Consider the following 13,405-nt stretch of genomic DNA (forward strand, 5'->3'; position numbering starts at 1 on the left):
CTCGAATACCTGCGGTGCGGCTTGGCGGCCGCGGTCGAGCCGGGCGGCCGGTCGTGCTGCCGCGCGCGGCGCGGGGTGGGGTGATTCCATCGCGGGTCCTGCGGGCTTGCCTTTGATGCACTAATATATTAGTGCATCAGTAGCGTCAACGCAGCTCGACGATGACCGGAGGAAACACACAACAATGATCACGCATCTTCGCAGCAAGCTTGCGGCTGCCGTCCTGATCGCCGCAACCGTCCTGGCGGCAAATGCCGCGCACGCCCAGCAGAAATCCGAGATCGCGCTGTCGCGCCAGCCCGGCATTTTCTACATGCCGAGCCATATCATGGAGAAGCTGAAGCTGATCGAGAAGCATGCAGCTTCCCTCGGCGTCGCCGGCGTCACCACCAAATGGATCACCTTCTCCGGCGGCGGCGCGCAGACCGACGCGCTGCTCGCGGGCGGCGTCGACATCCTCAACACCGGCACCGGCAACCTCCTTCTGCTGTGGGATCGCACCCGCGGCGGCGTGAAGGGCATCGTCGCGACCTCGGCGCAGCCGATGACGCTGATCAGCCGCGACGCCAACATCAAGTCGATCAAGGACTTCGGCCCCTCCGACAAGATCGCGGTGCCGACCGTGAAAGTCTCGACCCAGGCGATCGTGCTCCAGATCGCAGCTGCCGAGGCGTTCGGCGCTGACCAATGGTCGAAGCTCGATGCCAACACCGTGCAGCTCGGCCATCCCGACGCCTATGCGGCGCTGTCCAACCCCAAGCACGAGGTGCACAGCCACTTCTCGATCCCGCCCTTCACCTTCCTGGAGCTGAAGAACGTACCGGGCGCGCATATCGTGCTGTCATCGCCGGACGTGATGGGCGGACCGCTCAGCCAGGCCCAGTTCTTCACCACGACGAAGTTTGCCGAAGCCAATCCAAAGATCATCCAGGCCGTGCGCGACGCCACCAAGGAAGCGCAGGATCTTATTCGTAGCGACACCAAGCAGGCGGTCGAGATCTACAAGGAGATCACCGGCGACAAGACCTCGGTCGAGGAGCTGCTCGATCTCCTCAAGGAGCCCGGCATGATGGAGTGGAATCTCGAGCCGCAGGGCACGATGAAGTTCGCGGCACATCTGTTCAAGACCGGCACGCTGAAGAACCAGCCCAAGGCGTGGACCGATTATTATCTGCCCGTCGCCCACGATCTGAAGGGCAACTGATGACTCTGCTCGACGTCAGCGGCGTGACGCTGCGCTACAAGACCTCCAGCGCCGTCGTCACCGCCACGGAGAGGGTGAGCTTCACCGTCGACAAGTCCGACCGCTTCGTGCTGCTCGGTCCCTCCGGCTGCGGCAAGTCGACCCTGCTCAAGGCCGTCGGCGGCTACATGAGCCCGAGCGAAGGCCGCATGACGATCGGCGGTCGCGAGATCCACGGTCCCGGCGCCGATCGCATGATGATCTTCCAGGAGTTCGACCAGCTCCTGCCCTGGAAGAGCGTGCTCGCCAACGTGATGTTCCCGCTGCTGACCGCGCGAAAGCTGTCGCGCAAGGACGCGGAAGCGAAGGCGCGGGCCTATATCGAGAAGGTTGGTCTCACGCGCGTGGTCGACGCCTATCCGCACACGCTGTCGGGCGGCATGAAGCAGCGCGTCGCGATCGCGCGCGGCATGGCGATGGAGCCTGATATCCTGCTGATGGACGAGCCGTTCGCCGCGCTCGACGCGCTGACGCGCCGGACCTGCCAGGACGAGCTGCTCCAGCTCTGGAGCGAGACCAAGTTCACGGTGCTATTCGTGACCCATTCGATCGCGGAAGCGATCCGCATCGGCAACCGCATCCTGTTGCTGTCGCCGCATCCCGGCCGCGTCAAGGCCGAGGTGGTCGACGTCGACAAGGTCTCGAACGAAGACGGCAGCGCCGGCCGGCTCGAGAAGGAGATCCACGATCTCCTGTTCGCGCAAGAATTGACCGCGCATTGAGGAGCCTCTGATGGGCGAAGCCAAGATATTGCTGCGAGCCGAGCCGGCCGCCGCTTCAGGTGCTGGCGAGGTCGAGCGCAAGCTCAGCGTGGTTGAGCTGTTGTGGAACGACGGCTTCGTCCGCAAGTCCGTCATCATTCTGTTCCTGGCGGCGATCTGGGAAGCCTACGGCGTCGCCCTCGACAATCCGCTGCTGTTCCCGACGCTGCACGACACCGCGATCACGCTGTTCGATCGCGTCAAGGACGGCACCATTCCCATGCGCGCCTGGACGTCGCTGAAGGTGCTGTTCATGGGCTATTCGGCCGGCATCGCGCTGGCCGCGATCTTCACGATTCTCGCCATCTCGACCCGCATCGGCACCGACTTCCTCGAGACCGTGACGGCGATGTTCAACCCGTTGCCGGCGATCGCGCTGCTGCCGCTCGCGCTGATCTGGTTTGGCCTCGGCAATGGCAGCCTCGTGTTCGTGCTGATCCATTCGGTGCTGTGGCCGGTCGCGCTCAACACCCATTCCGGCTTCAAGAGCGTGTCCAACACGCTGCGCATGGTCGGCCGCAATTACGGCCTGCGCGGCTTGCCTTATGTGGCCAAAATATTAATCCCCGCCGCCTTCGGCTCCATCCTCACCGGTCTCAAGATTGGCTGGGCCTTTGCCTGGCGTACGCTGATCGCGGCCGAGCTGGTGTTCGGCGTGTCCTCGGGCCAGGGTGGGCTCGGCTGGTTCATCTTCGAGAACCGCAATCTGCTCGACATACCTGCGGTCTTCGCAGGCCTCTTGACGGTGATCATCATCGGGCTCTTTGTCGAGAACCTGATCTTCCGCGCCATCGAGCGGAACACCGTGCAGAAATGGGGCACCCAATCATGACTAAGAAGAAAATCACGCCCGACCAGCTCCGCAGCGCGCGCTGGTTCGCGCCCGACGATCTGCGCTCGTTCGGCCACCGCTCCCGCACCATGCAGATGGGCTACGCTCCGGAGGAGTGGAAGGACCGCCCGATCATTGCGATCCTCAATACCTGGTCGGACGCACAGCCCTGCCACATGCACTTCAAGTCGCGCGTCGACGACGTCAAGCGCGGCATTCTGATGGCCGGCGGCTTTCCGATCGAACTGCCCGCGCTGTCGCTGTCGGAATCGCTGCTCAAGCCCACCACCATGCTCTATCGCAATCTGCTGGCGATGGACGCCGAGGAATTGCTGCGCAGCCATCCCGTCGACGGCGTGGTGCTGATGGGCGGTTGCGACAAGACCACGCCGGCGCTGCTGCTGGGTGCGACCTCGATGAACATCCCGGCGATCTATCTGCCGGCAGGCCCGATGCTGCGCGGCAATTGGAAAGGCAAGACGCTCGGCTCCGGCTCCGACGGATGGAAATACTGGGACGAGCGCCGCGCCGGAAAGATCTCCGACAAGGACTGGCTCGACATCGAGGCCGGCATCGCCCGCAGCTACGGCACCTGCATGACCATGGGTACCGCCTCGACCATGACTGCGATTGCCGAAGCGATCGGCATGACGCTGCCGGGCGCCTCCTCAATTCCCGCCGCCGACGCCAACCACATCCGCATGGCCTCCGAATGCGGCCGCCGCATCGTCGAGATGGTGTGGGAGGATCTGACGCCGAAGACGATTCAGACTCGCAAGGCCTTCGAGAACGCCATTGCGGTCGCGATGGCGATGGGCTGCTCGACCAACGCGATCATTCACCTGATCGCGCAGGCTCGCCGCGCCGGCCAGGACATCGGGCTCGACGATTTCGAGATTGCGAGCCGCAAGGTGCCCGTGATCGCCAACGTCCGTCCCAGCGGCGATGCCTATCTGATGGAGGACTTCTTCTATGCCGGCGGCCTGCCGGCGCTGATGGGCCAGATCAAGCCGCATCTGCATCTCGATTGCATCACCGTCACCGGCAAGACGATGGGCGAGAACATCGAGGGCGCCGAGGTGCACAATGCCGACGTGATCCGCGGCGTTGACAATCCCATCTACAAGGAGGGCGCGCTCGCCGTGCTCAAGGGCAATCTCGCGCCCGACGGCTGCGTCATCAAGCCCTCCGCCTGCGCGCCGCGCTTCCTCAAGCACACCGGTCCGGCGCTGGTGTTCGACGATTATCCCTCGATGAAGAAGGCGGTCGACGATCCCAACCTCGACGTCACCGAGGATCATATCCTGATCCTGCGCAATGCGGGGCCGCAGGGCGGGCCGGGCATGCCGGAATGGGGCATGCTGCCGATCCCGACCAAGCTCGTGAAGCAGGGCGTGCGCGACATGGTGCGCCTCTCGGACGCGCGCATGAGCGGTACCAGCTATGGCGCCTGCATCCTGCACGTTTCGCCCGAGTCCTACATCGGCGGCCCATTGGCCCTGGTGCAGAACGGCGACCGCATCACCCTCGATGTCGCCGCCCGCACCATCAATCTCGACGTGAGCGAAGCCGAGCTCGACAAGCGCCGTGCCGCCTGGAAGCAGCCCGAGCGCCGCTTCGAGCGCGGCTATGGCTGGATGTTCACCAAGCACATCAAGCAGGCCAATGACGGCTGTGACTTCGACTTCCTCGAGACCGATTTCGGCGCGCCGATCGGCGAGCCTTCGATTTATTGATTTCACCGTCGTTCCGGGGCGCGCAGCGAACCCGGAACCTCGAGATTCCGGGTTCGATGCTTCGCATCGCCCCGGAATGACGACCTAACGAGAGAGCTCAACCTATGACCAAACTCAGCGAAGCCACCCGCACCAAGCTCAAATCCGTCTCCACCGCCACGGTCGCCACCGCTTTGTTCAAGCGCGGCCTGCGCGTCCAGATGATCCAGGACGTGCACCCCCTGGGCGCCGACCAGCCGACCATGGTCGGCGAGGCCTTCACGCTGCGCTACATGCCGGCGCGCGAGGATCTCAACACGATAGAGGTCTTCAAAGACCGCTCGCACCCGCAGCGCAAGGCGGTCGAAGATTGCCCGCCGGGCGCCGTACTGGTGATGGATAGCCGAAAGGATGCGCGCGCGGCGTCCGCAGGCGCGATCCTGGTGACGCGGCTGATGAAGCGCGGCGTCGCCGGCGTCGTCACCGACGGCGGCTTCCGCGATTCCGCCGAGATCGCCAAGCTCGGCATCCCCGCCTATCACCATCGCCCCTCGGCGCCCACCAATCTCACGCTGCACCAGGCCATCGAGATCAACGTCCCGATCGGCTGCGGCGACGCGCCGGTGTTTCCCGGCGACGTCATCCTTGGCGATGCCGACGGCGTCATCGTGATCCCCGCGCATCTCGCCGACGAGATCGCCAACGAAACCTTCGAGATGACCGCATTCGAGGACTTCGTCACCGAGGAAGTCGGCAAGGGTCGCGGCATCTTCGGTCTCTATCCCGCGACCGATCCGCAGACGCTGACCGACTTTGCCGAATGGCGGAAGAAGAACGGCCGCTAAGACCGAGAGCAGATCACGTCAAGACACAGGCCGGCCATCAAGTGCCGGCCTTTTATCAAGCAGGGAGGACCTTTATGAATTTCACGCGACGTAATCTCGTGGCCGGCGCTGGCGCAGCAATGGCATCCACGCTTCTTGCCCGCGCTGCCGGCGCGCAGTCGTTTCCGTTCACGCCCAACCAGCGCTATCCCGATCCCGCCGTCCAGATCCTTGATCCCAGCTTTGCAAAATACCGGCTCTATTCCTCGACGGTCGAGCAAGTCGCTTCAGGCATGCGCTGGGCCGAAGGCCCCGCTTATTTCCCCGAAGGCGGCTATTTGCTGTTCTCCGACATCCCCAACAACCGGATCATGAAGTTCGACGAGAAGACCGGGCAGACCAGCGTGTTCCGCGCCAATGCCAATTACGCCAACGGCAATGCCAGGGATCGCCAGGGCCGCCTCGTCACCTGCGAGCATTCCGTCACCCGTCGCATCACCCGCACCGAGAAAGACGGCAAGATCACCGTGCTCGCCGACAAGTTCGAGGGCAAGCGGCTGAACGCGCCGAACGACATCGTGGTGAAGTCCGACGACAGTATCTGGTTCACCGATCCGCTGTTCGGCATCAATGGCGAGTGGGAGGGCAAGAAGGAAAAGGCCGAGCAGGCCACCACCAACGTCTATCGCATCGCCAAGGACGGCAAGATCAGCGCGGTCCTCACCGACCTCGTCAATCCCAATGGTCTCGCCTTCTCGCCGGACGAGAAGAAGCTCTATGTCGTCGAGTGGAAGGGCACGCCCAACCGCAGCATCTGGAGCTACAATGTCGGCGACGATGGCTCGCTTAGCGGCAAGACCAAGCTGATCGACGCCGCCGACCAGGGTTCGCTCGACGGTTTCCGCGTCGACCGCGACGGCAATCTCTGGTGCGGCTGGGGCTCCAACGGCGCGCTGCAATCCGAGCCCACCGATATTGGCGGCCGCAAGGTGTTCCAGCTCAAGGCCAAGTCCGAAGATCTCGACGGCGTGATGGTGTTCAACGCGGACGGCAAGCCGCTCGCCTTCATCAAGCTGCCCGAGCGCTGCGCCAATCTCTGCTTCGGCGGCCCCAAGAACAACAGGCTGTATATGGCGAGCAGCCATTCGGTGTATGCGCTGTATGTCGAGGCGCACGGCGCGGTGTGAGTCGCCACGAGTCGGGCTGCCGTAGGGTGGGCAAAGGCGCATTTGCGCCGTGCCCACCTTCTGTTCGAAACGGCATGAGACCGTGGGCACGCTTCGCTTTGCCCACCCTACGCGTTTGCGGCTGTCGCTACACCCCGGCCTCCGCCATTCCCGCAGCCCACAGCGCAAACGCGTACACGATCGCGACTTCATCCAGCCGATCGAACCGCCCCGACGCCCCGCCATGGCCGGCGCCCATGTTGGTACGCAAGAGGACCGGGCCGCCGCCGCTCATGGTGGCGCGCAGGCGTGCGATCCATTTGGCGGGCTCCCAGTAAGTGACCCGCGGATCAGTAAGCCCGCCCATCGCCAGGATCGCCGGATATTCCTTCGCGGCGACATTGTCGTAGGGCGAGTAGGAGAGGATCGTTCGAAAATCCTTTTCGCTCTCGATCGGGTTGCCCCATTCCGGCCATTCCGGCGGCGTCAGCGGCAGCGTGTCGTCGAGCATGGTGTTGAGCACGTCGACGAAGGGCACTTCTGCGACGATGCCGGCGAAAAGCTCGCCGGCACGGTTGGCGACCGCGCCCATCAGCATGCCGCCGGCCGAGCCGCCATGGCCGACGATGCGCCTGGCGCTGGTGTATTTCGCAGCGATCAACGCCTGCGCGCTGGCCGAGAAATCGTCGAACGAATTCGTCTTCTTCTCGCGCTTGCCGTCGAGATACCAGCCCCAGCCCTTGTCGGCGCCGCCGCGGATATGAGCGACAGCGTAGACGAAACCGCGGTCGACCAGCGACAGGCGGTTGGCGCTGAAGGAGGCCGGCATCGCCATGCCGTAGGAGCCGTAGCCGTACAGCAGCAGCGGCGCCGAGCCGTCGAGCGTCAGCCCGCGGCGATGGAGGATCGACACCGGCACCTCGGCGCCGTCATGCGCCTTCGCCATGATGCGCGTCGTGACGTAATCGGCGGCGTTGTGGCCGGACGGGATCTCCTGGCGCTTGCGCAAGGTGCGCGTGCGCTTGACCATGTCGTAATCATAGACCTCCGACGGTGTCGTCATCGACGAATAGGCGAAGCGCAAATTCGTCGTCTCGAATTCGTAGGAGCCCATCGTATCCAGCGAATAGGCCGCCTCGTCGAAGGCGATGGCGTGCTCCTCGCTCGAGGCGAGATCACGGATCACGATCGACGGCAGCGCGTTGGCGCGCTCCAGCCGCACCAGATGGCCGGCATAGAGATCGAGGTCGATGATGTAGATGCCCGGACGATACGGGATCAGATCGCGCCAGTTCTTGCGCTCGGGCGAAGAAAGCGGCGCGGTGACGATCTTGAAGTCTATGGCCTCATCCGCATTGGTGAGGATGAAGAGCTGATCGCCGCGATCGGCCAGCGAATATTGCACGCCTTCCTCGCGCGCCGCGACGAGGCGCGGGGGCGCCGCGGGATTGGCGAGGTCGATCAGCCGTTGCTCGCTTGTCTCGTGATCGCCGCCCGCGATCACACAGAAGCGGCCGCTGGTGCTCTCGTGCAGATGGGTGAACCAGCCGGCATCCTGCTCTTCATAAACCAGCGTGTCGTCGGCCTGCCTGGTGCCGAGCCTGTGCCGCCACACCTGCATCGGCCGGTGGTTGTCGTCGAGCTTCACATAGAAGAAGCTCTTGCAATCCGCGGCCCAGACGACGCCGCCGTCGGTCTCCTCGACGAGGTCGTCGAAATCCTTGCCCGTGGCCCAGTCGCGCACGCGGATCGAAAAATATTCGGAGCCCTTGGTGTCGGCGCTCCAGGCCTGGAGCTTGTGATCGTGCGAGTGCCGGCTACCGCCGAATTTGAAATATTTGTGGTCCTTGGCGAGCGCGTCGCCGTCGAGCACGATATCGCCGTCGCCGCCCTCGCGCGGCATGCGGCCGAACAGCTCGTGCTGTCCGCCCTCGCGAAACCTGCGGAAATAGGCGAAGGGACCGTCAGGCGAGGGCACGCTGGAATCGTCCTCCTTGATGCGCCCGCGCATCTCCCGCACCAGCGTCTTCTGCAGGCCGGCGGTGTGGCCGAGCAGGCTCTCGGTGTAGACGTTCTCCTCGTCGAGATATTTGCGGATGTCGGGATCGAGCACCGCGGGATCGCGCAGCACCTCCTGCCATTTCGCGTCCTTCAACCAGGCATAGTCGTCGGTCACATTGATCCCGTGCCGCGTGAAGGAATGCGGCCGGCGCGGGGCGACGGGGGGCTGGGAAGGTGTCTTGGCTTGTGTCACTCGATCCTCATTCGTCTCACCGAAACTCATCTCGTCATGCGCGGGCTTGACCCGCGCATCCATCAAAGACGAATCCTTTAGCGATGGATTGCCGGAACAAGCCCGGCAATGACGGCCGTCGAAGGCAGCGGGTCGCCCATAATATGGCGACAGGTCCCCCGAATTGCCAGCGCGCCCGCGCCAAGTCGCCGGGTTGTTGACCGGCCCCGTGTATGCTTTACGGACCATGTCCCCGCCGCCGGTCCAGCCTGATGCTGTTCAATTCCTATCCGTTCATCCTGCTGTTCCTGCCCCTCGTGCTGGCCGGCTATTTCTGGCTCGGGCGGCGCAGCAATCTGACGCCGGTGATCTGGCTGGCGCTGGCCTCGCTCGCCTTCTACGCCATCGGCAGCTGGCAGTTCGTGGCCCTGTTGCTGCTGTCGATCGCCTTCAACTACGGCGTCGGTCATCTCCTGATCGTGGCGAAGCTCGGCCCGTCGCAACGAAAGGCGGTGCTCGCGCTTGGCGTCGCCGGCGATCTCATCGTGCTCGGCATCTTCAAATATGCCGGCTTCGTCACCGAGAACGTCAACGCGCTGTTCGGCACGCATGCCGCGGTCCACATCCTGCTGCCGGTCGGCATCTCCTTCTACACCTTCACCCAGATCGCATTTCTGGTGGATGCATATCGCGGCCAGGTCGCGGCTCACGCGCTGCCGCACTACGCGCTGTTCGTGACTTATTTTCCGCATCTGATCGCAGGACCCATCCTCCACCACAAGGACATGATCCCGCAATTCGAGCGGAAGGACGCCAAGCATCCGGACGCGCATTTGATCCTGTGCGGCGTCATCATCTTCGCCATCGGCCTGTTCAAGAAGACCTGCCTTGCCGACGGCATCCAGCCGCTGGTCGCGCTCGCCTTCGAGGCGCGCTCGCCGAGCTTCGATCAGGCCTGGCTGGGGGCGCTCGCCTACACGTTCCAGCTCTATTTCGACTTCTCCGGCTATTCCGACATGGCGATCGGGATATCGCTGATGTTCGGCATCTTCCTGCCCGTCAACTTCAACTCGCCCTACAAGGCCACGAGCATCGTCGAGTTCTGGCGCCGCTGGCACATGACGCTGTCGCAATTCCTGCGCGATTATCTCTATATCTCGCTCGGGGGTAACAGGCGCGGCCGCGTGCTGCGCTATGTCAATTTGATGATCACGATGCTGCTCGGCGGGCTCTGGCACGGCGCGGCCTGGACTTTTGTCGTTTGGGGTGCGCTGCACGGCGCCTATCTCTGTGTCAATCACGCCTTCAATGCGCTGGTGCCGGCCATTCCATCTGTTCTCGCGCGCCCGGTCCGCATCGCCGGAGCAGCGCTGACCTTCCTGGCCGTGGTCGTCGCCTGGGTGTTCTTCCGCGCCGAGAGCGTTGCGTGGGCGCTGCGGGTTCTCCATGCCATGGCTGATCCCTCGAATATCGTGTTCGGCCGCGAGGAGATCGCGGCGCTGGTGCTGGTCTCCATCTATGCTGCGCTGGTGTGGCTGGCGCCGAACACGCAAGAGCTCATGGGATATGACCACGGCAACCGCAGGGTCGGCGAGGCCTTGCGGGCAGGGCGCATGCGGCCGCTGGTCCTCTATGCGGCGTCGCTGGTGCTCGCATTCGGACTGCTCGGCATCCAGAGCCACAGCGAATTCATCTATTTCCGCTTCTGATGCAGGGCACGTTCACACAGCTGAGGCGTCTTCTGCTCGCCAGCATCGCTTGCGTGCTGGGCGCGGCTTTGCTCACCTACGTCGTCGATCCCTTGCAACTGTTCCGCCCCTCGCGTCTTGCTGCTTTCTATTCCGACGACACGCGCGTCCAGAATGCCGGACTGATCCGCAGCCATTCGTTCGACACCGCTTTCATGGGCACCTCGCTCGCGATCCATTTCCGCCAGAGCGACATCGATCGCGCGCTTCGCGTGCACTCGCTCAAGCTGGCGATGACCGGCTCCAATTCCCGCCAGCAGGCTTTCGTGCTGGAGCAGGCGATCGACCGCGGCGCCCGGCGCGTGATCTGGGCGATGGACGATTTCATCTTCGTCGATGCCACCGACATCGAGACCGATCCCTATCTGTCCATCGATCTCTATCGGGGGACAGCCAAGGGGATCGCGTCCTATCTGTTCAGCGCCGCGATGGCGAAGGAATCCCTGTTCGCATTGCTGCGCTCGGTTCCGCCGCTGCGAGCGCCGCTGACGCGGGCGGCGCCTTATCTCCCCATCAAGTTTGCGCTTTCCGATGTCGACGACATCTATGCGTTGGCCAGGGATTTCGACGTCGCGAACGGCTACAACGCCAAGCGGACGCTCGCGGCCTTTACCTACATCACCGCTCCCACGCGCAGCCGCTTTCTCGGTGAAGGCTACGGCTATGACGCCATGGTCAGTCACTTCGAGCGCGATGCCGTCGGCCTGATCACGCGCCATCCCGACGTGACCTTCGACATCTATTTCCCGCCTTATTCGATCCTGCAATTCGTCGCGATGCGCGATGCCTCGCCTGCGACGCTGAAGATCGTCACCGATCTCACGGCGCACATCGCCAGGCGCCTGACGCAGCTTCCCAACGTGCGTCTGTACGATTTCCGCGCGATCAAGGAAGTAACGCACGACCTCAACAATTACGGTGATGTCATCCACCACTCGCCGGTGGTGGATGCGATGGTGCTGCAGTGGCTGGCGAACGGGGAATATCGGGTCGATCCGAACGCGCCGACCGCATCGCTGGATGAGCTGACGGCCCAGGTCGAGGCGTATCGGGTGCCGCGACAGGCGCTGCCGTAGCCCGCATGAGCGAAGCGATATGCGGGGGCTCGCAAGATCCCGGGTGTCGCTTCGCTCACCCGGGCTACGACAGCCGAGGCCTACGCCGCCACCTCTTCCCCGAGATACGCGACCGCCGCCTCAAGTCCGCCCTTGCCGTGCGGGATCTTCAGCGCGTTGAGCCCGATCTCGATCACCCCGAGCGTGCCGAGCAGCATCGGCGCATTGACGTGGCCCATATGGGCAATGCGGAAGGCTTGGCCCGAGAGATCGCCGATGCCGGTGCCGAGCACGACGCCGCATTTGTCCTTGCAATAGCGTTGCAGCACCGCGGGGTCGTGGCCGTTGCTCATCGTCACCGTGGTCACGGTGTTGGAGCGCTCGCTGGCTTCCGCGACGTTGAAGCCGAGCACCTGGCCTTCCGACCATGCGGCAACGGCGCGGCGCGCAGCTTCGCCGAGCAGGCTGTGGCGGCGGAAGGCGTTCTCCAGGCCTTCCTCGTGCAAGAGGTCGATCGCCTGGCGCAGCGCGAACAACAGATGCACCGGCGCGGTGCCGGCATATTTGCGATAATTCTCCGTGCCCTCGCGTTCGCTCCAGCTCCAATAGGGCGTCGACATGTTCGCCTTCTTGTGCACCTCGAGCGCACGCGCATTGGCGGCGACGAAGCCGAGGCCGGGCGGCGTCATCAGGCCTTTCTGCGAGCCGGACATCGCGACATCGATGCCCCATTTGTCCATCTCGAACGGCATGCAGCCGAGCGAAGCCACGGTGTCGACCATGTACAGCGCGGGATGGCCGGCCGCCTTGATCGCCTTGCCGATCGCCTCAATGTCGTTCTGCACGCCTGACGCCGTGTCGACCTGGACGACGACGACGGCCTTGATGGTGTGCTCCTTGTCGCGGCGCAGGCGCTCCTCGACCTCGTGCGGCCGCACCGCGCGGCGCCAGTCGCCCTTGAGCACCTCGACCTCGGCGCCCATCAGCGCTGCCGCATTGCCCCAGCCAATCGCGAAGCGGCCGCTCTCCAGCACCAGCACCTTGTCGCCACGCGACAGCACGTTGCTGAGCGCCGCTTCCCAGGCGCCATGACCGTTGGCAATGTAGATGTAGGATTTGCCTTTGGTCGCAAACAGCTTCGAAATATCCGCGAGCAGGCTCTCGGTCAGATCGAGCATCTGCTTGGAATAGATGTCGATCGCCGGACGGTGCATCGCCCGCAGCACCTCGTCGGGCATGTTGGTGGGCCCGGGGATGGCCAGAAACTCCCGGCCCGCGCGAACGGTCATTGCTGTCAATCCTTGTGTCGTGGAGACGGTGGAAGGTTGATGATTTATGTTTCTACGCGTTGGAGGCGCTCAGGAAAAGCACGGAAAACGCAGGTCTGGGTTATCGTTTGGTCTCGCGGCAGCCGGCGGCTTCCGCCTCCTCGACCGAGCAGAACCAGCGGGTACCCTTGCTGATCTTCATCTTGATCTGGGTGTACCAGCGGCTGGTCGGCTGGTGAAAGATGCACTCGCCGGCGCTGTTGACGTTGCCCTTGATGGTGCAATCCGGGGAGGGCGCGACCGGCCCCGAGGCCGAGGCCAGCAGCACCGCATGCGCGCCGTCGGGTGGCTTGGTCGCGCCGAGGATGGTGGTCTTCTTGTTGCGGACGCGCCAGTCCCAGGGCGCGATGAAGGCGCCCTGCCACATCCCGGCTTTTGCCTCACGCGCGGCGGCCTCGTCGGGCTCGTAGTCCTTGGAGATGCGGGTGTAGGCCAGCGCCCAGCCGCTTCGCACCAGCCATTTCTGGATGTCCTCGCCGCCGACCTCGCAGCGCGCCACG

Annotated in this window: 11 protein-coding genes; 8 read left to right on the forward strand and 3 right to left on the reverse strand. The window is 64.0% G+C overall.

The genetic code is table 11. The features are described from left to right. Positions 1-184 precede the first annotated feature (184 nt). The 6 genes from MOV75_RS10680 (at position 185) to MOV75_RS10705 (ending at position 6,562) form a co-directional block, all read left to right on the forward strand. Positions 185-1,204, forward strand: coding sequence for an ABC transporter substrate-binding protein (locus MOV75_RS10680; protein WP_246924254.1), 1,020 nt, complete (start codon positions 185-187; stop codon positions 1,202-1,204). Next, positions 1,204-1,965 carry an ABC transporter ATP-binding protein gene (locus MOV75_RS10685; protein ID WP_246924259.1) on the forward strand — a complete coding sequence of 254 codons (762 nt, stop codon included), beginning with the start codon at positions 1,204-1,206 and terminating at the stop codon, positions 1,963-1,965. The genes MOV75_RS10680 and MOV75_RS10685 overlap by 1 nt, the downstream gene beginning before the upstream one ends. A 10-nt stretch (positions 1,966-1,975) precedes the next feature. Further along, positions 1,976-2,836 (forward strand): ABC transporter permease, encoded by an 861-nt coding sequence (locus MOV75_RS10690; protein WP_246924262.1) that lies wholly within the window; start codon positions 1,976-1,978, stop codon positions 2,834-2,836. After that, on the forward strand, positions 2,833-4,572 hold the full coding sequence (gene araD / locus MOV75_RS10695) for an L-arabinonate dehydratase (RefSeq protein WP_246924266.1): 1,740 nt from the start codon (positions 2,833-2,835) through the stop codon (positions 4,570-4,572). The genes MOV75_RS10690 and araD overlap by 4 nt, the downstream gene beginning before the upstream one ends. 104 nt (positions 4,573-4,676) lie before the next feature. Next, entirely contained in the window at positions 4,677-5,396 is a 720-nt protein-coding gene (locus MOV75_RS10700; protein ID WP_246924271.1) for a ribonuclease activity regulator RraA, read from the forward strand. A 74-nt stretch (positions 5,397-5,470) separates the two neighbouring features. Further along, positions 5,471-6,562 carry an SMP-30/gluconolactonase/LRE family protein gene (locus MOV75_RS10705; protein WP_246924275.1) on the forward strand — a complete coding sequence of 364 codons (1,092 nt, stop codon included), beginning with the start codon at positions 5,471-5,473 and terminating at the stop codon, positions 6,560-6,562. Positions 6,563-6,689: 127 nt separating this feature from the next. Here the strand turns inward: MOV75_RS10705 and MOV75_RS10710 are convergent, their stop codons facing one another. Continuing rightward, complete coding sequence (locus MOV75_RS10710; protein ID WP_246924295.1) at positions 6,690-8,795, reverse strand: S9 family peptidase; 2,106 nt, start codon at positions 8,793-8,795, stop codon at positions 6,690-6,692. Between the two features lie 251 nt (positions 8,796-9,046). Here MOV75_RS10710 and MOV75_RS10715 point away from each other — a divergent pair, with 251 nt between their 5' ends. Both MOV75_RS10715 and MOV75_RS10720 read left to right on the forward strand, forming a co-directional pair. Continuing rightward, positions 9,047-10,483, forward strand: a complete 1,437-nt coding sequence (locus MOV75_RS10715) for an MBOAT family protein (RefSeq protein WP_247005642.1) — start codon at positions 9,047-9,049, stop codon at positions 10,481-10,483. Beyond that, positions 10,483-11,598 (forward strand): hypothetical protein, encoded by a 1,116-nt coding sequence (locus MOV75_RS10720; protein ID WP_246924283.1) that lies wholly within the window; start codon positions 10,483-10,485, stop codon positions 11,596-11,598. Before MOV75_RS10715 ends, MOV75_RS10720 begins: the two co-directional genes overlap by 1 nt. An 80-nt stretch (positions 11,599-11,678) precedes the next feature. On the opposite strand, the gene MOV75_RS10725 is transcribed toward MOV75_RS10720, so the two are convergent. Continuing rightward, positions 11,679-12,866, reverse strand: coding sequence for an alanine--glyoxylate aminotransferase family protein (locus MOV75_RS10725; RefSeq protein WP_246924288.1), 1,188 nt, complete (start codon positions 12,864-12,866; stop codon positions 11,679-11,681). A gap of 100 nt (positions 12,867-12,966) precedes the next feature. Continuing rightward, positions 12,967-13,405: thermonuclease family protein (locus MOV75_RS10730; protein WP_247005644.1), on the reverse strand; the 439-nt coding region annotated here is incomplete at its 5' end.

The sequence above is a fragment of the Bradyrhizobium sp. PRIMUS42 genome (genome assembly GCF_023006515.1).
Lineage (GTDB): Bacteria > Pseudomonadota > Alphaproteobacteria > Rhizobiales > Xanthobacteraceae > Bradyrhizobium.

Bases quoted from the DNA above. Each gene is read 5' to 3' on its own strand.
- MOV75_RS10680 (WP_246924254.1), top strand. From the start codon at position 185: ATGATCACGCATCTTCGCAGCAAGCTTGCGGCTGCCGTCCTGATCGCC.
- MOV75_RS10690 (WP_246924262.1), top strand. From the start codon at position 1,976: ATGGGCGAAGCCAAGATATTGCTGCGAGCCGAGCCGGCCGCCGCTTCA.
- MOV75_RS10720 (WP_246924283.1), top strand. From the start codon at position 10,483: ATGCAGGGCACGTTCACACAGCTGAGGCGTCTTCTGCTCGCCAGCATC.
- MOV75_RS10685 (WP_246924259.1), top strand. From the start codon at position 1,204: ATGACTCTGCTCGACGTCAGCGGCGTGACGCTGCGCTACAAGACCTCC.
- MOV75_RS10705 (WP_246924275.1), top strand. From the start codon at position 5,471: ATGAATTTCACGCGACGTAATCTCGTGGCCGGCGCTGGCGCAGCAATG.
- araD (WP_246924266.1), top strand. From the start codon at position 2,833: ATGACTAAGAAGAAAATCACGCCCGACCAGCTCCGCAGCGCGCGCTGG.
- MOV75_RS10725 (WP_246924288.1), bottom strand. From the start codon at position 12,866: ATGACCGTTCGCGCGGGCCGGGAGTTTCTGGCCATCCCCGGGCCCACC.
- MOV75_RS10715 (WP_247005642.1), top strand. From the start codon at position 9,047: ATGCTGTTCAATTCCTATCCGTTCATCCTGCTGTTCCTGCCCCTCGTG.
- MOV75_RS10700 (WP_246924271.1), top strand. From the start codon at position 4,677: ATGACCAAACTCAGCGAAGCCACCCGCACCAAGCTCAAATCCGTCTCC.